This window comes from Agrobacterium sp. SORGH_AS_0440, assembly GCF_031453135.1.
Classification (GTDB): Bacteria; Pseudomonadota; Alphaproteobacteria; order Rhizobiales; family Rhizobiaceae; genus Agrobacterium; species Agrobacterium pusense.
Map to the genome: position 1 here is coordinate 1,579,297 of NZ_JAVIYR010000001.1, position 21,165 is coordinate 1,600,461.

The 21,165-nt window shown below is 57.6% G+C and carries 17 protein-coding genes; 10 read left to right on the forward strand and 7 right to left on the reverse strand.

What is annotated here, in order from left to right; all coding sequences use genetic code 11:
- Positions 1–107 precede the first annotated feature (107 nt).
- The 4 genes from QE453_RS07240 (at position 108) to QE453_RS07255 (ending at position 4,672) form a co-directional block, all read left to right on the forward strand.
- Positions 108–656, forward strand: coding sequence for a cupin domain-containing protein (locus QE453_RS07240; RefSeq protein ID WP_004438580.1), 549 nt, complete (start codon positions 108–110; stop codon positions 654–656).
- 618 nt (positions 657–1,274) lie between these two features.
- Positions 1,275–1,955, forward strand: a complete 681-nt coding sequence (locus QE453_RS07245; RefSeq protein ID WP_004438583.1) for a sugar transferase — start codon at positions 1,275–1,277, stop codon at positions 1,953–1,955.
- A gap of 184 nt (positions 1,956–2,139) precedes the next feature.
- A complete protein-coding gene (locus QE453_RS07250; RefSeq protein ID WP_035211043.1) occupies positions 2,140–3,396 on the forward strand; it encodes a polysaccharide biosynthesis/export family protein in 1,257 nt (418 codons plus the stop codon).
- A 7-nt stretch (positions 3,397–3,403) separates the two neighbouring features.
- Positions 3,404–4,672, forward strand: a complete 1,269-nt coding sequence (locus tag QE453_RS07255) for an O-antigen ligase (RefSeq protein ID WP_173615847.1) — start codon at positions 3,404–3,406, stop codon at positions 4,670–4,672.
- Here the strand turns inward: QE453_RS07255 and QE453_RS07260 are convergent.
- From QE453_RS07260 to QE453_RS07280, 5 genes are all read right to left on the reverse strand, one after another.
- Positions 4,669–5,163, reverse strand: a complete 495-nt coding sequence (locus QE453_RS07260; RefSeq protein WP_004438593.1) for a hypothetical protein — start codon at positions 5,161–5,163, stop codon at positions 4,669–4,671. The genes QE453_RS07255 and QE453_RS07260 overlap by 4 nt on opposite strands.
- Positions 5,164–5,248: 85 nt before the next feature.
- Positions 5,249–6,607, reverse strand: a complete 1,359-nt coding sequence (locus QE453_RS07265; RefSeq protein WP_309776611.1) for an HlyD family type I secretion periplasmic adaptor subunit — start codon at positions 6,605–6,607, stop codon at positions 5,249–5,251.
- Positions 6,608–6,615: 8 nt separating this feature from the next.
- Positions 6,616–8,826 (reverse strand): type I secretion system permease/ATPase, encoded by a 2,211-nt coding sequence (locus QE453_RS07270; protein WP_309776612.1) that lies wholly within the window; start codon positions 8,824–8,826, stop codon positions 6,616–6,618.
- Between the two features lie 68 nt (positions 8,827–8,894).
- Entirely contained in the window at positions 8,895–10,916 is a 2,022-nt protein-coding gene (locus tag QE453_RS07275; protein WP_309776613.1) for a hypothetical protein, read from the reverse strand.
- A gap of 149 nt (positions 10,917–11,065) precedes the next feature.
- Entirely contained in the window at positions 11,066–12,031 is a 966-nt protein-coding gene (locus QE453_RS07280; RefSeq protein ID WP_006698576.1) for a hypothetical protein, read from the reverse strand.
- A gap of 913 nt (positions 12,032–12,944) precedes the next feature.
- Between QE453_RS07280 and QE453_RS07285 the strand changes: the two genes are divergently transcribed.
- Positions 12,945–13,715 carry a response regulator transcription factor gene (locus QE453_RS07285; protein ID WP_142186504.1) on the forward strand — a complete coding sequence of 257 codons (771 nt, stop codon included), beginning with the start codon at positions 12,945–12,947 and terminating at the stop codon, positions 13,713–13,715.
- A 42-nt stretch (positions 13,716–13,757) separates the two neighbouring features.
- Here the strand turns inward: QE453_RS07285 and QE453_RS07290 are convergent, their stop codons facing one another.
- On the reverse strand, positions 13,758–14,105 hold the full coding sequence (locus tag QE453_RS07290) for a hypothetical protein (protein WP_309776615.1): 348 nt from the start codon (positions 14,103–14,105) through the stop codon (positions 13,758–13,760).
- A gap of 392 nt (positions 14,106–14,497) precedes the next feature.
- Here QE453_RS07290 and QE453_RS07295 point away from each other — a divergent pair, with 392 nt between their 5' ends.
- The 5 genes from QE453_RS07295 to QE453_RS07315 are packed head-to-tail and all read left to right on the forward strand — an operon-like array spanning position 14,498 to position 19,927.
- Positions 14,498–15,520 carry a UDP-glucuronic acid decarboxylase family protein gene (locus QE453_RS07295; RefSeq protein ID WP_142186506.1) on the forward strand — a complete coding sequence of 341 codons (1,023 nt, stop codon included), beginning with the start codon at positions 14,498–14,500 and terminating at the stop codon, positions 15,518–15,520.
- Position 15,521: 1 nt separating this feature from the next.
- Positions 15,522–16,505, forward strand: a complete 984-nt coding sequence (gene galE, locus QE453_RS07300; RefSeq protein WP_142186508.1) for a UDP-glucose 4-epimerase GalE — start codon at positions 15,522–15,524, stop codon at positions 16,503–16,505.
- A complete protein-coding gene (locus QE453_RS07305) occupies positions 16,502–18,433 on the forward strand; it encodes a glycosyltransferase family 2 protein (RefSeq protein ID WP_142186510.1) in 1,932 nt (643 codons plus the stop codon). The genes galE and QE453_RS07305 overlap by 4 nt, the downstream gene beginning before the upstream one ends.
- Before the next feature lie 14 nt (positions 18,434–18,447).
- Entirely contained in the window at positions 18,448–18,951 is a 504-nt protein-coding gene (locus QE453_RS07310; RefSeq protein WP_004438628.1) for a DUF995 domain-containing protein, read from the forward strand.
- Between the two features lie 13 nt (positions 18,952–18,964).
- Positions 18,965–19,927 (forward strand): glycoside hydrolase family 26 protein, encoded by a 963-nt coding sequence (locus QE453_RS07315; protein ID WP_004438632.1) that lies wholly within the window; start codon positions 18,965–18,967, stop codon positions 19,925–19,927.
- A 53-nt stretch (positions 19,928–19,980) separates the two neighbouring features.
- Here the strand turns inward: QE453_RS07315 and QE453_RS07320 are convergent, their stop codons facing one another.
- A complete protein-coding gene (locus tag QE453_RS07320) occupies positions 19,981–21,162 on the reverse strand; it encodes an AGE family epimerase/isomerase (RefSeq protein ID WP_142186512.1) in 1,182 nt (393 codons plus the stop codon).
- Positions 21,163–21,165: the final 3 nt, after the last annotated feature.

The following is a 21,165-nucleotide window of genomic DNA, read 5'->3' on the forward strand; positions in this document are numbered from 1 at the left end:
TTCTTCACCGGACAAGCCCTTTTCTCCATGTGGCGAAGTGATTGAAAATACTGTAGGCGTGAAGACGGGTTTTCGATATTTCGAACAACGGCAACGGGGGCGACGGGATGTCGGTGGATATAGGGGGACGTTTGCGCCATCTGCGGCTGCGTCACAATATTTCCCAACGGGAACTGGCAAGGCGTGCTGGTGTCACTAATTCTACGATTTCCCTGATCGAATCGAACACCTCGAACCCCTCTGTGGGCGCGCTGAAACGCATTCTCGATGGCATACCGATAGGGTTGGCCGAATTTTTCGCCTTTGAGCCGGAGACGAGCCGTAAGGCTTTTTACCGGGCGGACGAGCTGGTTGAAATTGGCAAGGGCCCGATCTCGTTTCGCCAGGTGGGCGAGAATGTCTTCGGCCGCAGCCTGCAGATACTGAAAGAGTGCTACCAGCCCGGCGCCGATACCGGCAAGGTGCCCTTGGTCCATGATGGCGAAGAAGGCGGCATTATCCTTTCAGGGCGACTGGAAGTGACGGTGGACGAGGAGAGGCGGGTGCTCGGCCCGGGTGATGCCTATTATTTCGAAAGCCGAAGGCCACATCGCTTCCGCTGCGTCGGACCGGTGGCCTGTGAGGTCATCAGCGCCTGCACACCGCCAACCTTCTGATTCCCCCAAATTTGGGCCTCGAAGCACCTTCAGGACAGGCCCGCAGGGCTGCGTTCAAAAAAAGTGGCCGTTAGCTATGCGGTTTTCGCGTGGCTGCCATGACAATAATGCAGTTTCTCGCCACTCTTTTGCCGCCTTTGCCGCCTTTTAGCGATTTTTCTATTGCTTTTTCTTGGCGAGGTGCAGGTAGGGGGTAAAAAAATCCCAGCCAATATGTCAAATTTTATATGCATTGCCACAATCTTGCTGCGCCGCAAAAAAATTTAATAGTCTGTCATGTGCTGCGCTGTTCTTAACGTTCCTGTCTCATCTCGCCAAGTTATAAGAAACACATAAGAAAAGGCTATCGCTCGCACAAAAACCAATACATGAGACGGCGTCACCCATGCTCTCAAGACATGGCCTCCAGCACATTTGTTGCTTTTTTATGCAACCGTTAATATTGCCCGGACATTGATCGGCCGCTCACGCAAGAAATCGCATAGACGGTTATGGGCAATGTGCCTTACAAAAAATCCATTAGCATCAAATTCCGAACACAGACTTGTTATCTCCTTTAGACGGAAAGACGCGCCTCCGGGCACCGACCAATCGCAAAACATAAATGGAGTTCTCTCTATGAAGTCCGCGACCCAATCGGCTGAACAGACACTCAGCAGCTCCGAAGATTTCGATGTCAGTTTCCCTATCGGGGGCATCGCAAAACGCAGCTTCGATATGACATCGGCTGCTCTTGCGCTGCTCATCTTCAGCCCGATATTCCTGCTGATCGCCGTTCTGGTGAAGATGTCCGACCCCGGTCCGATCTTTTATGGTCACCGTCGTGTGGGACATAATGGCCGCTATTTCCATTGCCTGAAATTCAGGACGATGGCGATGAACGGCGATGAGATCCTGCGGCAATATCTTGCCGCCAATCCGGAAGCCGCCGAGGAATGGCGGGCTACCCGCAAGCTCAAGAACGATCCGCGTGTTACGGCCGTTGGCGCCGTGCTGCGCAAGCTCTCCCTTGATGAACTGCCGCAGCTCATTAACATCCTTCGTGGTGAAATGAGTGTGGTTGGCCCGCGTCCCGTCGTGGACGAGGAGCTGAGCTACTATGAAAGCGCTGCCGCCTATTATCTTAGCACCCGCCCGGGTCTGACCGGCCTGTGGCAGATCAGCGGCCGTAACGACGTGTCTTACAAGACCCGCGTTGCCTTCGACACACAATATGTCCAGAACTGGTCGATGCGGCAGGATGTCTTCATCATCGTCAAGACCATTCCCGCCGTGTGCCTGTCACGCGGAAGCTACTGAAAACCGATATTGAGTTCGGCTATATCGATCTTCGCTTCGACACGCACCCCGACCGGGATCCCAAGTCCGGTCTTCGGGTGCGTCATTGGTGCTAATCATACCGGCCGCTTCTTGCGGCGCCGCCTTGCCGGTCTCGCGACGGCCTGATCGCCTGTATGGCGATCCGCTAACAGGGAGTTTCCCGATGAACGGCTTTTCCGCCGCCCACCGCCCGTTTGTGGCCCTCGTTCTTGCTGCTACCGTCGCTTTTTCCGCGCCGCTTTCCACAATGGCTGCGGATGGCGCTCAATATAAGCTCGGTACCGCGGACAAGCTGCGTATTCGCGTTGCCGAATGGCAACCGGCCGACGGCAGCATCCGCAACTGGGACGTCATCAACGGCGACTATTCCGTCGGGCCATCCGGTACGCTGTCCTTGCCCTTCATCGGTCAGCTCGACGTCGCAGGCAAGACGCCTTCCGAGGTGAGCGACCAGATCGGCGCTCAGCTTCAGAGCAAGTTCGCCCTCCGCAACCTGCCTTCGGCCTCCGTAGAGATCGCCCAGTTCCGGCCGATCTTTCTGAGTGGCGATGTGCAGACACCGGGTGAATATCCCTATGCCCCTAACATCACCGTGCTGAAGGCTGTCAGTCTTGCAGGCGGCTTGCGGAGGTCCGACGCCGGACAGCGTTTTGCCCGCGACTTCATCAATGCACGTGGTGATGCCGCCGTTTATGATAACCAGCGGGCAAGGCTGCTTGCCCGCCAGGCGCGGTTGATCGCCGAGGTAAAGGGCGATCAGACGATTACCAAGACGCCGGAGATGGAAAAGATCGCCGAGATCGACACGCTTCTCGCCAGCGAAAGCGCGCTGATGAAATCGCGGACCGAGCGTTATACACTTCAGCTCAAGGCGCTGACGGACTTGCACGCGCTTTTGCAGAGCGAAGTCGAATCCCTGAAGAAAAAGTCGGAAACGCAAAACCGGCAGCTTCAACTCGCCAATGAGGACCGCGACCGCGTCAACAGGCTGAACGAGCAAGGCCTTGCCTTGTCGCAGCGGCGCATTTCGGCAGAAGAACGTGCGGCCGAGGTGGAATCAACCCTCCTCGATATCGACACGCAGTCGCTGCGCGCAAAACAGGATATCAACAAGGCAACCCAGGACGAGATCAACCTGCGCAACGACTGGGTGGCGCAGCGCTCCAAGGAGTTGCAGGATACGGAAGCGGAACTCGACAAGCTCAATCTGCAGCTGACCACCAGTCGCGAATTGATGTCGGAGGCACTGGCGCAATCGGCCGAGGCGATCCGCTTCGATCCATCGGGTAAGTCCGCGACGATAAGCTATGTCGTGGTGCGTGAAGAAAACGGCAAGCCGAAGGAGTTGAAAGTCGATGAAAATGCCTTGCTTCAGCCCGGCGACGTCATCAAGGTCTCTTCCGAAATCCTGATGCAGTGAGGTTTCAATGCGGATCGCCAAGTCGGCGCTGATCGATCCCGAACGCAATGAGATTTATGGAATGACGGCCGTTGCGCTGTCATTCTTCGTCTTCGCCTATTCGTCGCGTTTCGGGCAAGTCTCGGTTCTGGCCTATTATGGCATGTGGTTGCCGTTGGTGGCGGTCGACTACCGGCGCGTGCTCGGCAATTATCCACGTTACCTGTGGATTTTCGCCTTCGGCATTCTTACCGTCCTGTCCAGCTTCTGGTCGGAGGCGGTGTCTGTAACCATGCGCGCCTCCATTCAATACCTTACCCATATCGTCTGCGCGCTGGTTGCCATGCGCGTGATTTCAATCCGCACCCTGACGCGGGGCGCTCTGATTGGCATAGGCGTCGTCCTGCTCTATTCGCTGCTGTTCGGCATCTATCTTTTTGACGCGCTTGATGGGACCTACAGTTTCGTCGGTGCCTTCTCATCCAAAAACCAGCTCGGTTTCTATGCGTCGCTGGGCGTCATTTTTGCTGCCTCGTCTGTGCTGGTACTCAAGCAAAGGGGCATCTGGCTGCCGATTGCAGGCGTGACGGGACTCTTGTCTGCCTATAGCCTCATCGCATCCCAATCTGCCACCTCCGCCATCACCACCGCGGCCGTTGTCGCCCTCATCATCGGTTTTATCCCGATCGGGATGCTTTCGCCCGCAAACCGTAAAATGATGTTTTTTGCTCTCGGCGGTCTCGGAGCACTGCTTGCGGTGGCTTCGCTGCAATTCGGTCTGTTAGATGCCATTCTCGGTATCTTCGGCAAGGATTCGACGCTGACCGGCCGAACCTATCTCTGGCAGCAGGGCATAGAGGCTGCAAAGCAGGCTCCGATCCTGGGGGTCGGCTATCAGGGATTCTGGGTCGCAGGGTTTGCCGATGCCGAACGGTTGTGGAACGACTTCTTCATCACCGGCCGCAGCGGCTTCCATTTCCACAATACCTATATCGAGACAGTGGTGGAAAACGGCTTTGTCGGCATGATCCTGCTGGGCATGGTGCTTTACGGCACGCTGCTGGGGCATCTGAGATCGGTGCTGATGCGTCGAAGCGACCCGCAGGGCGTTATCCTTTTTGCGATTTGCGCGCTGTTCGTGGTGCGATCCTTCGTGGAGATTGACATCATCTTCCCCTATCAGATCGGTTCGTTCCTGCTTTATTTCGCGGCCGGAAAACTTTGCCTTCCGGTAAAGGCGGCGCGGAACGGTGAGACTCACCCCGCGATCGGCATGAGGCTGCAGACCAGACCCTAGAGATAATCCGCCGAGACATGTGGACTGGCGTGAATGAAGCTCCACATGTCCTTGCTGACCTCGACAATGTCGGCGATTGATTTTTCGAGCTGGCCGATTTCCTTTTCGTCCATGCGCTCGACCTTGCCGTAGCGGACCTGGCTGTCATCTTCCACCAGACGCATCAGCTGGGTGCTGGCGATATCGCCCTTTTCGTCAAAAGAATAGATGCAGTGATTGTATTTGTTGCGTGTCTTCGCTTCCCTCTTCAGCCGCGCCATGATGGAGAGGACAGTCTTCCGGTCCTTCGCGTCGGTGGAGGGAAGCTTTGCCAGGCGTTCGATGAGATCCATGCGCGCCCGCGTGGTATTGAGGGTGAGGAACACGACGATGGCAGCCTCCTTGTCCACTTTCAAAAGGTGGACGATCAGATAGATCATCAGGCTCTCGGTGTTGGTCCACACATAGTTCAGCCTGCCGACCAGCAGCAATACATCCGACATCGCCGCCATGACGCTTCTCCCGCCCCGACAAAACATCCTTCGACATCATATGCCGACTGTCGCGGAAAAGACAGGGTAGGTTACTGATATTTCTTCATCTTTCCTTGAAAGCACGGGACATGCTGTCAGCGATCGGCTTGGTCAGATATTCGAAGAAAGTACGCTCCGAAGTCTGGATCAAGACGTCGGCAGGCATGCCCGGCACGGGGCGGAAATTATGGACCTTGGCGATCTCCTCATCGGGCACCTGCACGCGCACGATATAAACATCCTTGACCTGCAGACCGGCGTTCTCCTCGATGCTATCGGCGGAAACGTAAAAAACCTTGCCGTTCAGGACCGGCGTGGTGCGGCGGTTGAGCGCCGAAAGACGGATCGCCGCCGTCTGCCCCTCGTGCAGCTGGTCAATCGAGGTTCTGAGCACCTGCGCCTCGAGGATCAGCGGAACATGGGCCGGCAGGATTTCCATGATCGGCTTGCCTGTCGTTATGACGCCCCCGGGCGTGTGATAATAAGCGCGCACGACAGTTCCGTTGACGGGGGAGCGGATGACGGTGCGCTCCAGCACTTCGGCGGCCCCACGGACCTGTTCGCGCACGCTGTCAAGATCGGACTCCGCCGTCTCCAGCGCGTCAAGCGCCGCCTGCTTGTTGGCGTTGACCGCAATGATCGCTTCCTGCTTGAATTTGGCGATCTCCGCTTCGCTCTGGTTCATTTCGCCGCTGAGACGGGCAATGTCCCCCATCGCATCGGCAATGGCGCGCTCCAGCGCCAGCATGTCGGTCTTGCGGATGACACCATCCTTGGCGAGCCTCTCCTTGGAATCGCGTTCCTGCGTGAGAAGCGCGAGTTGCCGGTCGAAGGACTGCTTCTGCCCGTCATAACCCGCATAACGAAACTCCAGCGACCTGATGTTCTTCTCGATCAGGTTCAACTGCTCTTCGAGCTTGATCAGTTTGCTGTGGAACACGATGTTCTGGCTCTGGATGATGGCGTTGATATCCGGATCGCCGGCTTCCTTCATGACGATGTCGGGCACTTTGAAGCTCTTTGCGCCCTGCGCTTCGGCGCGCAGGCGCGTGACGATGGTCTCAAGCCGAAGCCGCCGCAGTTGCAACATGCGTTCGTTGGCGAGCGCCGTCGTCTTGTCGAGTGTGAGCAGCACGTCGCCCGACTTGACCGTGTCGCCTTCGCTGACCATCATCTCCTTGATGATGCCACCTTCCAGATGCTGCACGACCTTGTTATTGCCGGTGGCGACGAAGCTGCCCTGGGCGATGATGGCGGAGGAGAGCGGTGCGGTGCCAGCCCAGTACCCGAACCCGCCGAAGGAGGCGAGCAGCACGGCAAGACCGATCGAGCTGTGCAGGCGGATTGAGCGCGGTACCTCGCTGTACCATTCCAGCTGACCCTGTGGTTTGACTTCGGCAATGGCGTTCTTTTTCCTGAACATGACGATCCTCAACCCTCGATCTGCGGGGACTGGCTGGCCTGGCGGCCATTGCCGGAGAGCGCTTTCAGCACGTCCATCCTTTCGCCGAACATGGCGACCGACCCGTCCTTCAGCACCATGATCTTGTCGACGCATTGCAGAAGCGCCGGCCGCTGGGTGATTGTGACAGTGGTGATGCCCTGTCTTTTGGCGTGCAGCAGAGCCTTGGCCAGGGCCTGCTCACCCTGGGTGTCGAGATTTGAGTTCGGTTCGTCCAGTACCACGAATTTGGGGTCGCCGAAGAAGGCCCGAGCAAGTGCGATACGCTGTTTCTGCCCGCCGGAAAGTGGTGCGCCATCGGCGGCGACCACGGTTTCATAACCCTGCGGGAAACCGGCAATCAACTCGTGAACGTCGGCCAGCACTGCGGCCTCATAGATTTGCCTGTCCTCTATATCGTCGCGCATGCGGCAGATATTGGCCTTGATGGTGCCCGGGAACAGCTGCACGTCCTGTGGCAGATAACCGATACTTTCCCCGAACTGCCGCTGGTCCCAGTTGCGCAGATCCATGAGATCGAGGCGGACATTGCCCGATGTAGGCAGGATGGAGCCGACCAGCATTTTGCCCAGTGTCGTTTTGCCAGAGCCGGAATTGCCGATGATGGCAAGCGATTCGCCCTTTTTCAGCGAAAAGGAGATGCCGTTCAGGATCACTTTCTTCTGCGGTGGCGGTACGAAGAGAATGCGCTCAACATCCAGGCGTCCTTCCGGATTGGGAAGGCGCAGGCGTGGGAAATTGAGCGGTGAGCTGATGAGGAGCTGCTTGATGCGGCCATAGGAGGCGGCCGATTTGTTGAACTGGTGCCAGCCCTCGATCGCTCCTTCAATGGGCGCGAGCGCACGGCCCGAGACGATGGAGGCCGCAATCACCATGCCGCCTGTCAGCTCGCCGGAGAGCGAAAGATGCGCGCCCCAGCCGAGAAGCGCAACCTGTGTGATCATACGCGCGGCCTTGGACACGCCAGAGAACATGATGTTTCGATCCTGTGCGGCCACATGCGATTTCAGCGAGCCCGCCGTTTCGCGGCCCCACATTTTTACCGCTTCGGGGATCATGGCGAGCGCATTGATGATCTGCGAATTGCGCGACATGGAATCGAGATGGAAATTGGCGCGGCTCAGATAACCCGAGGCTTCGGAGAATTGCCGTGCGGTGAAGCGCTGGTTCAGCCAGGCGATGGTGAACAGCACGGCGCAGCAGACCATGATGATAATACCGAGATGCGGATGGACCAGATAAACCACCACGATGAAGAGCGGCATCAGCGGCGCATCGAGAAAAGCGATAAGGGTTCCCGAGGTGAGGAATGAGCGCAATTGCTGTAAATCCTGCAATATCTGGTAATCCTTGCCGCTGCCATGCAGGGAGGCGCGTGCGGCGGCAGACAGGATGGGAGCGCCGAGCTGAACCTCGAGCTCCACAGCGGTACGCATCAGGATGAAGCGGCGGATGGCATCCATGAAAGCCTGCAGCAGTACCGCTCCGAGAACCGCGACCGTCAGCATCACGAGCGTATCCATCGAGCGGCTCGTCAGCACGCGGTCCGAAATCTGAAACAGATAAAGGGGTATGGCGAGAAGCAGGACGTTGATGGCGACGGTGAACAGCATCACCACAATCATGTTGCGGCGCACCGCGGCGATGCCCTTGGCAAGGCTTGCGGCGAAATTGATCGGTTCGCTGCGTTTATGAAAGCCGCTCTGGCTGCTGCCACCGCCGCCGCCACCACCGCCGCCATTGCCCGTTGGTTCCTTGCCATCGCCGCCACCGCCCGTCGCCGGGCGTCGTTCGTTTTCACGGATCGGACCGTCATTGTTGTCGATAGTCTTGACGAAGGGGAGGTCGGGCGCGCTCTTCAGTTCTGCATTGTCGATCTTGGCTTTGGGGGCAGGTCGCGACGCGGGGTGTGGCTCCTGTTGCGGTGCCGGATTTCCCGCTGGCATATCCCGCAATGTGCCGGGTTGCGGAGTCGTAGGCGAGGGCTGTGGGGCCACCTCCGGAGAGGGCGGGGTTGCCCTAGCGATCTGTTCCGCACCCGACAACTGGCGAAGGTTCTCTACGGCTTCATTGATAGCTGAAATACAGGCGTCCGTCAGCTTGCTGTCTTCCGCGTCCTGATCCAGCGGTAAATCCAGCGAGCGTCCATCCGCAATCGTTCTTCTTGAAATATGATCCATTTTTATCGGTCCCCTCGGTGATCTTGCGGCTTTTGCGGTTACACAGGCGGAACTACCGCCGGCAAAACCTACGCGGTGACCGCTTGCATGACGTCGGATGAGTGGGCATTGGACCACGACAGGTCGTGCCCGGCATTGATGACGCCGTCGGATTCGTTTTCGATGGTGGCGGGATCGTCGTGGAGAAAAGCGATGACCTCGTTCGCAAGTTGACCCGGTTGCGCCGGCTGCGACGTATCGTTTTCGATGATGCCGCCCTGTATCAGAATGGCGTCGGAATAAACGCCGCCGGCAACATAGGTGGTGGAACCGAAGCTGTCATAATCAATGATCTGCGCGAGATTGATGACGGCATTGCTGCCGGTATCGATATGGACGTCGGCATTCTCGTTGTTTTCGAGTACCTTGGCCGCGGCCTGGGTAACGTCGTCGGAATCGCCGAGCACACTCACCTGCTTGATGATGCTGACATCGTAGAGATTGCCGGTGATATAGAGGACGCTCAGACCCTCATAGCCGGCGAAATTGACGTCATGGGCAAGCGCATCCGGCATGTTGGGATCGCGCTCGTTGATGGCGTTCACAGTCTGGTTCATATAGTCCGGCATGGTTTCGAAACGGTCATCGCTGCCGACATTGTGAATGGCGGCGTCGTTCCACAGCAGGTTATTGCCGGACTGGATGGCGGCGCCTTCCGGCGCATCGGAGTTGGCGCGCGCCCAGTCATTGTCGTAGAGCACGGCGATCTGGCTGATGATGTTCATGTCCAGCACATTGCCGCCGACGATGATCAGATCGTATTGCATGCCGATGCCGAGGAAATTCGCAATGTTGAGCGCGGCGTTGCCGCCTGTCAGCAGGCTGACGGTGGCGCCCGAGGTCGATATCGTCATCGTGTCGTTGTCGCTGACGAACTGGTATTGCTCGATCCAGTGCACGAAGGAAACGTCACCCTCTAATACGCTGACGCGCCACGCGGTGGGGAAAATCGGCATTTCGCCGGTTTCAGGGCTCTCCGCAGCCGTATTTTCCGCGCCGGGGAAAACGCTGCGTTCGAAATTGGCGATGTTGTAGGCGGCCGTGTCGGCCTGATCCTCGGAACGGGTGAAAACGGAAGCGATTTCGTCCCTGTCGCTATAGATATAGGCCTGGGTGATCGCATCGATCTGGTGGTAGTCACCCATTACGGCGGTGACGGAGGTCATGACGGCGGTGTTGACCAATGTGGCGACGTTGGCGACGACATTCGCGCCTGCGGCCACATCAAGACTGTTGCCGGCGGGACTTTCTTCATGCAGCGCAACGTCACTTCGTTCCGGTTCTTCCGGAGGCTTGGCAATGCCGCGATCCGGCATGTAGTCGTCCAGCGCCGGCTTCTCAGCGGCGGCAACGCCATTGATATAAAGACCATTGATGTCGTTGCCGGCCAGGACGAAATCCTGATCTGCGCCGGTCCCGAGTGAGGTAACGTCGTTGTCTCGGGCGTGCTCGATATAATCATGCGCGGTCCTGGCGAGAGCCTGCAGCGCATCATAGCTGTCGGTGCGCTGGAAACCGGAAAAAGGGGTGAAGACGGACGCTTCGTTGTAGAATTCGACTGTACGTTCAGTGACGAAGCTGGTGTCGCGGGCCACGTTGGGGCCGTCCGTCATATTCAGATAATCATCGTCCTGAAGAATATTCACCTGCGCGATATGGGCGACAACCGAGCCTGGGCCGGTATGAATTACCAGCTCACGTTCGTCCTCGAAGGAAAGGCGACCTGGAAAGCGGAAATTCGCAGCGGAAATATCGACCGGTATCGAATTCGCAAACTGCTGCATGTCATGTTCGACCGTGCGTGCGAAATGCGGCGGCAGATAATCGAAGTCGTAATAGCCGGCATGGTACTTGACGCCAGGATCGTAGTCCTGAAGTGCAACGTCATAGTTCTTGTCGAGCAGCCTTGCTGCTTCCTCTTCCGGCAGTTGCTCAGGCCCGGAACGTGCGGGGCCTTCACTATAGTTGTTTCGCAGACGTGCTTCTTCGGCCATCGTGTCGAACAGGCCGATGAAATGCGCGATCATGTCTGAAATCTTGTCAATATGCATTGGAGGTCCCTCCCCGATCATTGCGGCACGTCACAGATGGCGGGCGGCACACGTCTTGGAAGCGGTGCTTCTCTGTCGCCAGGCCTGTCCATGAACCGCAAACTGCACCGGCGGACGCCGGTGCAGCTCTTTTCGTCAAGAGATGGTTGTCAGGAGTGATCCTCACCGACGTCCGAGACACTGGAGTTGCCCCCTGTGACCGTGACGTCAACGGCATTGGAGAGCATGTTGGCGCCCTGCACCAGCTCCAGATGGAAGCCGGAATTTGCAAGGATTGCCGATGCATCGGCCGTGCTGGTGCCCGCTGCGTCGTCGCCGGCCTTGAGATCCCATCCCTTGCCGTCGATGCCTTCTGCGCCATAGGCGTCGCCTGCATTGGCGCTCAGGTGGTTTTCGGCGCCACCGTTCTGCATCTTGATGTCGTAAGCCTCATCCTGATCCGCCAGGTGGTTGGCCTGCACGAGGCTGAAGCCCGTGTCGTTGCCGTCACCGTTGAGCGAGTCGTTGAGGATGCTGTCGACATCCAGGGTAAAGGAGAAGTCGTCACCCAGATTGAAGGTGAGGTCTCCGCCGGCGATGCCGAGATTGCCGACATCCTTGACGCCCGTGATGTTGCCGAAGTCGTCATCCGACTTGTAGAAACTGTCCGAGGAGTTGAAGCTGTCGGTGGTTGTCGAGACCTTGGTGGAGGTGTCGTTGTCGGAATAGGAGAACGTCTTGTTGTCCGTATCCGTAATCGTCTTCACGTTGGTGTCGTTGTCGCTGTACGACTTGCTTTCATAGCTCCAGTCGTAATCGGTCTTGATTTCGGTGCTGGTTTCGGTGCTCGTCTTGGTCGTCGTGTCGTTATCGCTGTACGACTTGCTGTCATAGCTCCAGTCATAGTCGTTATCGCGATTGTCACCATTGCCGACTGCAACATCGATCTTGGCATCAACATCCACATTGGTGCTGTTGTCGCTATTGTCGTTGTTGCGGTTTTCACCGTTCGCGGTGCCGACGTTGCTGTCTTCCACCTTGGCGTCATTGGTAGACGTGTTGGCAAAACCATCGGAAAGCGCGCCGATCTTGGTGATATCGTCGTCGCTGCCAGCGGATTTATGATCATAACCCATTTCGATTTCCTCCGAAAAAGCTCGGAGCAGCTTTCGAAATCCCTCTCATCTCAAATGGGATTTTTTCGCGCTTGCTCCGGATAGCATGAAGATTGATGTTTTGCAGATGGACTCGGTTACGCATCATCTGCGGTTCGGTATTGGCCCGTGGACGGGCTCTTTTTGTTCAGCCCTTGTGCGCTACTCGGTAAAAAAGGGCGCACAAATCCGTTCCTCGCTCCAGCAGGGGAGCGCGGTGGCTTCGTCTTTTCGCTTGCATGTTTTCTTGAAAAGGGTCCGGCGCTCTCAAACACACGTCAAGGCCGGGAGTGTCTTTCCATCAGCCGCCGTTCAGCGACGGTCAGACTGTGCCGCAGAAAAATTGCGCTTCCTAGATATCAATTTGGGCTAAACCTATCGGCGTTCCACTCGGATATATACGTCGCCAGCGGTTGTCTTGGGCATCGTTCGCCGGTTCATTCTCGAAAAAACACCGCTTCGGCAGGGCAGAGCGGCTCTTTCATGAAACGTGGTTTATTTCGGTGGAGAGATGCTCTCATCCCGAAAAGGCACAGGCTTCGGCATGTGCAGCAGGCGAGCTATGTCGAGGGATATCAACTGAAAGTTACATTTCGTCGGAACGCAAAACCAGCACGAAAGCTTTTCCGATATATTTGTTTTTACGCCGGTTCCCGGTTCACTGATTCTGATCCGGCTTAACCTATTTTGTATGTCAATTGTAAAAATAACCCGTTTGGGCCATTTATTTACACAGCTTTTCGTATTAGCGTGTACGAATTAACGGGTGATTAATAATAGTTGACATGACATGAAGCGGAGAATCGCCCCCAAGTTTTAAGGGGTAGGTCGCCGGGCGGATGACAGACTGCGCAATCAAAAGAAAGTAATGCGTAAGCGCTTGAGGGAGGCGTCAATGTTCATGGGAACGTCAGATTATGCGGCAAAACAAAAAAACGCCGTTACACATATAAATGGAACTTTATTGATCGTAGCGGATCCGGACCTGTTTTCCGAGTGCCTCATGGAGGCGTTGGGCAAAAAGTTCCCTACATTCTCCGTGGTAAGCGTGACATCGTCAGCAACGATTGACGATGATTACGGCGCCGATGTCCGGCTCGTATTGCCCTATCGCCTGGCGGGCGAGCGGCTTCACAGCGTATTGTCGGCGATCCGTGAAAAACATCCTGAAGCGCCGATTGCGCTTGTCGTGGAAACGATCGACAAAATTGAAGAGCCCCTGAAGCGGCTGGTGGGAATGCGCATCATCGATGGTGTGCTGCCGCTCAATCTCCGGCTCGACGTCTTCATGGCGGCGGTCGACCTGCTCATGAAGGGCGGGGAGCATTTCCCGGCGGCCCTTCTAGGCAAGCTTACGCCCTATCCCACCGCAGTCGGTGGTAAAAGCGTGCAGAACAGCCCTGTCATCGCCAACCGTGCCGATGCCCTCGCCGAGAGCAGGAGCGACATGGCGACGCTGACGACGCGGGAGGTGCAAATCCTCGACCTGTTATGCAAGGGTACGCAGAACAAGATCATTGCCGACCGGCTTCATCTGTCCGAGAACACGGTGAAGGTCCACGTTCGCAACATCTACAAGAAGATGAACGTTCGCAACCGCACGGAGGCGGCGTCGCGTTTCTTCAACAAGGATGAAGGCGCGACTTTCTCCGACTGGAAGAACTGAGCGTCGAGCTGCCAGAGGCAGCCCGGACGTTATGCAGGAGGCTCAGGGCCTCAGGAAGCAGCGGGACTTTTGCCCAAATCCGCTCGGCGAGCAGATATAGGGAGAAGAGCCCGAATAGGAAGGTCGCGACACTGTCGGTGTGTCCGAAGCATCTGCAACAAGCGTAACGGCTGCGTTGCCGGTTTTTTGATAGCCATAGGCCGCCTTCGCCGGCGTGACGCGGCTCTTGATCGTAGTCGGGCTGGCCGATGCGGTCGTGAGAACGGCGTCTTCGACGACGGAACATGAAGCGGTCGCGAAAGTGAAAGTCAAAAGTGCGCCGGCAACGAGCGCAAGACGACATTGACGGACTTTTTTGCCGCCACGGAAATAAGGCATTTCATTCATCATGTGTGTCCCCTGAAATCGACTGTCTGTCGCATCTCGCCGGGCGGTTTTGTTCCCGGTGGACCGAGCCTTACAAAACCAGGATAGCCCCGACTGGTTGAGCGAAGCTTGCGCTAATGCTCAATAAGAAAGGCATAATGGAGGCGTAGTTAAAAAGTATTAAAACAACGGGCTATTTTGAGTAAGTTTGGGTAATCAATTGTAATATTTCGATAAATTGAAGTTGACCTGTTTTTGCCTGCGCTTATCATGAAAGTGGAAATTTATCAGATGTGAATATTAAAACCTCAGGAAGAAGAAAAAATAGAGGGATGATATTCAGATAGCGTCAAATGGAGAGTTTAATTCACTTAGTTGAATCGGCTGTGCTGATTCACCGTGGGGAGGTGTGTGTTATGCGTAATTTCGTTCCCAACGAACATGATAACGGCGTTACCATTTACTCAGATTGGAAGCCCGGGCAAAGGGTACTCGTTAATGGTGGCGCCGGTTTCCTGGGCTCCCATCTCTGCGAGCGGTTGCTGAGCAGCGGTCACGAGGTGATCTGTCTCGATGATCTTTCGACCGGCCGTACCGCGAATGTGGAGCATTTGCGGAACAATAAGCGGTTTCTGATGGTCGAGCACGATGTGCGCAAACCCTATGACATCGATGTTTCGCTGATCTTCAACTTTGCCTCTCCGGCTTCGCCGCCTGATTATCAGCGCGATCCCGTCGGTACCCTCCTCACCAATGTACTCGGCGCAGTTAATGTGCTGGAAGTCGCGCGCAGATGCGGTGCTACCGTGGTGCAGTCCTCGACCTCGGAAGTCTATGGCGATCCCCGCGTCAATCCGCAACCGGAAACCTATTTCGGCAATGTAAATACGATCGGGCCGCGCGCCTGCTACGATGAAGGGAAACGAAGCGCCGAAACGCTGTTTTTCGATTATCACCGCACTTTCGGTGTCGATATCAAGGTCGGACGCATTTTCAACACTTACGGGCCGCGTATGCGCCCTGACGACGGCCGTGTGGTTTCGAACTTCATCGTCCAGGCGCTGAAGGGGGACGACATCACCATTTACGGTGATGGCAGCCAGACCCGTTCTTTCTGCTATGTTGATGACCTGATCGATGGCTTCCTGCGCTTCTCGGCCAAACCGAAAGACTGCACCGGGCCGATCAATCTCGGTAATCCCGCAGAAATTCCGGTGCGGCAGCTGGCCGACATTGTTATCCGGATGACAGGGTCTCGCTCGCGCATCGTCCATCTGCCTGCCGCGATCGACGATCCGCAGCAGCGTCGTCCGGATATTTCGCGGGCAAACGAGCTGCTGAAATGGCAGCCGCGTGTACCGCTCGAAATCGGCCTTGAAAGAACGATCGTCTATTTCGATGCGTTGCTGGCTGGCCGGAAAGTGGTGGAGGCCGTATGAGATGCCCCGCACAATCCTCGTCACGGGCGGGGCCGGATTCATAGGCAGCCACATCTGCAAGGCGCTGGCGCAATCCGGCTTCAAGCCCATAGCTTATGACAATCTATCGACCGGTCACGCGGATTCGGTCCGCTGGGGTCCCTTTATCGAAGGCGACATTCTGGATCGTGGTCTCCTGAAAGCCACGCTCCAGGAATTCTCACCAGCCTTCGTCATTCATTGTGCCGCCAACGCTTATGTGGGCGAGTCCGTCGAGGATCCACGCAAATACTACCGCAACAATGTCGGTGGCAGTCTTTCGCTGCTGGACGCCTGTCTTGACCAGAATATCGGCGGACTGGTGTTTTCGTCCAGCTGCGCCACCTACGGCGTGCCGCCGCAACTGCCCATCCGTGAGGAGACGGCGCAGACGCCGGTCAATCCTTACGGCCGCACCAAGCTGATCTTCGAGATGGCGCTAGACGATTATGCCGCGGCCTATGGTCTGCGTTTCGTTGCGCTGCGTTATTTCAATGCCGCCGGTGCGGACCCGGATGGCGAGCTTTGCGAACGTCATGAACCGGAGACGCATCTGATTCCCCGTGCGCTGATGGCCGCTGCTGCAAGGGTGCCGCAACTCGATGTGTTCGGTGCCGATTACGATACCAGTGACGGTACCTGCATTCGCGATTATATCCATGTCAGTGACCTAGCCGATGCCCATGTTGCCGCCGTCAACTATCTTGCCGATGGCGGCGAGACGTTGCGTGTTAATCTCGGCTCCGGTCACGGCACATCGGTCGGTGACATCATTCGGGCAATCCATCGCGTGACGGGGCAGGAAGTCCCTGTTCATTTCGGCGCACGGCGCGCAGGAGACCCTCCGGCGCTCTTTGCCGATATAGAACGCGCACGGCAGACGCTCGGCTTTGCGCCCAGACGCTCCGATATAGACACTATCATCCGCACGGCCGGTCCCGGTTTTGGACTGGAGGTGCTGTCATGACGATGCGCTCCACGCCCTCCGTCGCATCCCCCCGTGCCGCTGCAGGCGTGTTGCGGATGCTGCCGGTTTTCACAGGCTGGAACCGCCTTGCCTACCTGCTTGGCATCGGTGGCTGGCTGGTGACGCTCGCCTATTTCTGGATCTGGTGGCTCGATCGAGATCGCGTCATCGACTGGCCCTACTACTCCGTGGTCACGTTGGCGCTGGCGTGGATCACGCTTCTGCCATCCTATTTCATCTTCATATTTCTCAACGCGAGGGTTGTTGACCCGCGCTCGCCTCTGCCGCGGGGCAGGGTGGCGATGGTGGTCACCAAAGCGCCGTCGGAACCTTTCGCGGTAGTGGAAAAGACACTGCTGGCCATGCTGGAGCAGAAGGGGCTGGAGTTCGACGTCTGGCTTGCCGATGAAGCCCCGGATGCGGAAACGTTGAAATGGTGTGGCGCGCACGGCGTTTTCGTTTCCACCCGACAGGGCATTGCCGAGTATCACCGCAAGACCTGGCCGCGGCGCACGCGCTGCAAAGAGGGCAATCTCGCCTATTTTTACGACCGTTACGGTTACGAGCGTTATGATTTCGTCGCCCAGTTCGATGCGGATCACGTGCCGGAACCCGACTATCTGAGCGAGGTAATCCGTCCCTTTGCCGATCCGAGGATTGGATATGTGTCCGCCCCAAGCATTTGCGACGCCAATGCCAATGAAAGCTGGGCCGCACGCGGCAGGCTTTATGCTGAAGCAAGCCTGCATGGTGCGCTCCAGCTGGGATACAATAATGGCTGGGCGCCGCTTTGCATCGGCTCGCATTACGCCGTGCGCACGAAGGCTCTTCGGGAGGTGGGCGGCCTCGGGCCGGAGCTTGCCGAAGATCATTCCACCACGCTTTTGATGAATGCCGGCGGCTGGCGCGGCGTCCACGCCGTCAATGCTATCGCCCATGGCGACGGGCCGGTGACCTTTGCCGATCTCATCGTGCAGGAGTTCCAGTGGTCGCGCAGCCTCATGACCATTCTGCTGCAGTATTCACGGCATTACGTGCCGAAGCTACCCGCGCGACTGAAGTTCCAGTTCCTGTTTTCGCAACTCTGGTATCCGCTGTTCTCCGGCTTCATGGCTCTGATGTTCGTGCTTCCGGCCGTGGCGCTGATGAGAGGCCATGTGCTGGTCAACGCGTCCTATCCGGCGTTTCTGGCGCATTTCCTTCCGGTTTCGCTGATCATGATCGTGTTTGCTTTCTTCTGGCGGGCCACGGGCGCGTTCCGTCCGCATGATGCGAAGCTTTTCAGCTGGGAGGCCATGGTGTTCCTGTTCCTGCGCTGGCCATGGTCGCTGATGGGTGTGCTGGCAGCCATACGTGACACGATCCGTGGCGATTTTGTCGATTTCCGCATCACGCCTAAGGGCACGCAGGCAAAACCGCCGCTGCCGCTGCGGGTAGTCGCACCATACATGGTCCTCGCGGCGCTCAGCCTTCTTGCCATGGTTCTGGCGCCGCGCCAAAACGGCGCGGAGGGGTTCTTTATCTTCGCTGCCATCAATGTGGCGATCTATGCGGGCCTGTCGGTGTTTCTGCTCATCCGCCATGCAGTGGAAAACGGTTTGCCGAAGCTGCCGGCCCTGCGCGGTGGAGCGAGTGCTGCCGCCTGTTCCTTGCTGCTGGTGGCGGGAAGTGCTGCGGAGCTCAGCTCCCATGCAATTGGTGGGCTGGAAGCTCTCTCGCATGGACAACCCTATGTCAGTTTTACCGAAACACGGTTCACGGTCGCAGGCGCGGGCGCGGAAGGTGCGAGGTCGGTGCGTCTGAAACTGCGCATTGCACTGCCTGGACTGCGCGGGCCGCAGGAAATGCAGGCAGAACCAATCGTTGCGCCGCCGCCGGCGGTGGCAACCGGAGAGATCATGCTGGCCGACAATAGGGTCGGACAATGAAGGAGGAGGCTGTGATGAAAACAACAATAAGCACATGCGGATTCTCCGCTTTCGTACTCTGTCTTGCGGTGGTCGCGCCAAGCGTCGTCCATGCTGCAGGCGGCACGAAGACGCCGAAGCCGCTCAGAACCAGCGAGGTCGTGGAGATGTATTTCGACAAGACCTGGAAATGGGATACGGGCGGCGGGCGCTTCATCGCCGACGGCCGTAAATTCATCGCTGCAACGGAAGAAAAGGGCAAGAAGTCCATCGGTGAAGGCCGCTGGACCGTCGATGCCAATGGCACATTGTGCATGCGCGCCACCTGGAAAGCCGAGGCGGGAAGCGGCAAGGCCGATACCTGCTTCGACCATGGCCGTATCGGCAACGTGCTCTACCAGCGCAAACAGGGCGGGCAATGGTACGTGTTCCGGCACAATCCGCCCCGCCCTGGCGATGAATTCCTCAAGCTCGTCCGCAAGGACGATGTCACGCCCCAGATCGCCGCCTACGATAAGGCGATGACGGCAACAAGGTAGGGAGTAAGGTGTCATGCAGATAACAAGACGAACACTTCTGTTCGCGAGTGGTGCCGCCGCAGCCTTTACCGCCGGAATGTATCCGGTGCTCAAGCTCGACGCGCAAGGGGTCGCCCCCATGACCTCGACGGGCATGAAGACACTTGCCGACAAAAGACCGACATTGCATGCGGACGGAATACGTTTCGGCGCATATGATCCGCACGGCGATTTCACCGGCCAGTCCGGGGTGGCGACGGAACACCTGTTCTTGCCCTGGGAAGACGTGGATCTCGATAGTCTCGCACTTGCGGATGCCTATGCCCTGGAGCGCAAGCGCAATGTGATGATCACGGTCGAACCCTGGTCGTGGGACGTCAACTGGCGCCTCTCTTCAGACGAGTTGCGCCGCAAGGTTCTGAGTGGCGATTACGATAAGAACATGCAGGCGATCGCCGCACGCATGTCGGCCATGAAGAGCCCGCTGATCCTGCGCTGGGGACAGGAAATGGAAGACACGACCGGCCGCTTCTCGTGGTCGGGCTGGAACCCGCGTGATTACATCACCGCCTACAAGCGCGTGGTGGATATGACGCGCAAGGCTGTTCCCGGTGTGAAAGTGATGTGGTCACCGAAAGGTCTGGATGGTTTGCGGGCCTATTATCCCGGTGACAATTACGCCGATCTGGTCGGTCTGTCGGTGTTCGGTCTCGAAGATTACGACAAGATCGAATATGGCGCGCCGAAGACCTTCACGGATCTGCTGCGCAAGGGCTACGGACTCGTCGAGACCTTCGACAAGCCGGTCTGGGTCGCCGAACTGGGTTATGAAGGCAGCGATTCCTATGTTCGTCCGTGGATGAACGACGTGACGCTGAAACAGGCGGATTTTCCGAAGTTGGAAGAAGTCGTCTACTTCAATGACAAGGATGTTCATGCCTGGCCACACAATCTCGGCAGACCTGACTGGCGCGTGGTGCGTCCGGCCAAGGTTTGACCGGTATCAAAACCGGCGAGCGGCGATGCCGCTCGCCCGGTACGTGACGTTCCTCACCCTGCTGCCAGCACCGCCTCTGCCTCATAGATGGCGCAGACGATGTGGTAAAACGTGCTTGCCGGCGCCGGTTCGTCGAGCATGGGCCGATCCGCCGGCCATTTGTCGAACCACAGGCCCTTGACCGGCGTGTCAAGGAAAGGCTGCAGCGCGCCGATGGCGCTCAGACCTGAGGCAAGGTAACGCTGCCGCTCCTCGCCATCAGTCACACTGGCAAGCCGCACCGCCGCCTTCAGCCATTCCGTCTGTGGCCATAGTCGCGCAAGCCCGTCACGCAGCGAAAAATCGTCGTAAAGGCTCATCACCGCCACCTTGCGGCGCGGGCAGATACCGTGGTCTTCGCCGATCTCGAACAGGCGTTTCGCCTTCCTGATCGCTTCTTCGTTTCCACGCAGGCTGCCCCAGCGCACCAGAAGCCAGGCCCATTCGAACTGGTGGCCCGGCTCCATGATCCGGCCCTTCTCCCCCTCGTAGGGCGTCCAGTCATGGGCGAAGAATTCGCGCAGGCCGCCATTGCCGTCATCGATGAAGCGGGAAAGTGCGAGGCCGGCAATCTCGTCCGCCAGCGCCGACCACGGGCCGTCACGATCCTGTTCCTCCCAGGCCAGCATCGCTTCGAAAAGATGCATATGCGGATTGGAGCAAAGCGGTGTGCGCGGCGGGTTCGCCTCCTCGAAGCCGGCGACCGGGTGTCTGTAGTCGCGCTCGAGAATGGCAAGGATTTCGAGCGCGCGGCTGCGCATCTCATTCCTCCGCTCGGGAAGGATCGCAGCTGTCTGTGCTGCGGCGAAAAGCGCAAAAGCCTGGTTGTAGAGATCGAAGGAGGGGTCGATCAGTTTTCCGGTCTGGTCGGCCAGGTTGCCGTAAAGGCCGTTTTCAAGGCGATAGACCCTCTCGAACCAGGACAGCCCGTGCAACACTGCGTCTTTCCAGGGGCCATGCCAGCCATGCTGGCCGGCGGCGGCATAACAATAAGCCTGGCGCGGTTGGACGCGGGCGCGGCGGTCATCGGAAAAAACCGGTTTCGCATCCTGAGCGAGACGCTCGTAAAAACCGCCATCCGGCCGGGCTGACCCCGCCTCCCACCACAATGGAAGGGCGTCCTCATCCAGCCATTTGCGTAATGTTCCGATCTCCTCGGCAAGTGTTTGCGCGATACTCGGAAATTGCACGGTCATGCG

Bases quoted from the DNA above. Each gene is read 5' to 3' on its own strand.
- QE453_RS07285 (WP_142186504.1), top strand. From the start codon at position 12,945: ATGTTCATGGGAACGTCAGATTATGCGGCAAAACAAAAAAACGCCGTT.
- QE453_RS07260 (WP_004438593.1), bottom strand. From the start codon at position 5,163: ATGGCGGCGATGTCGGATGTATTGCTGCTGGTCGGCAGGCTGAACTAT.
- QE453_RS07275 (WP_309776613.1), bottom strand. From the start codon at position 10,916: ATGCATATTGACAAGATTTCAGACATGATCGCGCATTTCATCGGCCTG.
- QE453_RS07240 (WP_004438580.1), top strand. From the start codon at position 108: ATGTCGGTGGATATAGGGGGACGTTTGCGCCATCTGCGGCTGCGTCAC.
- QE453_RS07270 (WP_309776612.1), bottom strand. From the start codon at position 8,826: ATGGATCATATTTCAAGAAGAACGATTGCGGATGGACGCTCGCTGGAT.
- QE453_RS07265 (WP_309776611.1), bottom strand. From the start codon at position 6,607: ATGTTCAGGAAAAAGAACGCCATTGCCGAAGTCAAACCACAGGGTCAG.
- QE453_RS07315 (WP_004438632.1), top strand. From the start codon at position 18,965: ATGCAGATAACAAGACGAACACTTCTGTTCGCGAGTGGTGCCGCCGCA.
- QE453_RS07255 (WP_173615847.1), top strand. From the start codon at position 3,404: ATGCGGATCGCCAAGTCGGCGCTGATCGATCCCGAACGCAATGAGATT.
- QE453_RS07245 (WP_004438583.1), top strand. From the start codon at position 1,275: ATGAAGTCCGCGACCCAATCGGCTGAACAGACACTCAGCAGCTCCGAA.
- QE453_RS07310 (WP_004438628.1), top strand. From the start codon at position 18,448: ATGAAAACAACAATAAGCACATGCGGATTCTCCGCTTTCGTACTCTGT.
- QE453_RS07280 (WP_006698576.1), bottom strand. From the start codon at position 12,031: ATGGGTTATGATCATAAATCCGCTGGCAGCGACGACGATATCACCAAG.
- QE453_RS07250 (WP_035211043.1), top strand. From the start codon at position 2,140: ATGAACGGCTTTTCCGCCGCCCACCGCCCGTTTGTGGCCCTCGTTCTT.
- QE453_RS07305 (WP_142186510.1), top strand. From the start codon at position 16,502: ATGACGATGCGCTCCACGCCCTCCGTCGCATCCCCCCGTGCCGCTGCA.
- galE (WP_142186508.1), top strand. From the start codon at position 15,522: ATGCCCCGCACAATCCTCGTCACGGGCGGGGCCGGATTCATAGGCAGC.
- QE453_RS07295 (WP_142186506.1), top strand. From the start codon at position 14,498: ATGCGTAATTTCGTTCCCAACGAACATGATAACGGCGTTACCATTTAC.
- QE453_RS07320 (WP_142186512.1), bottom strand. From the start codon at position 21,162: ATGACCGTGCAATTTCCGAGTATCGCGCAAACACTTGCCGAGGAGATC.
- QE453_RS07290 (WP_309776615.1), bottom strand. From the start codon at position 14,105: ATGATGAATGAAATGCCTTATTTCCGTGGCGGCAAAAAAGTCCGTCAA.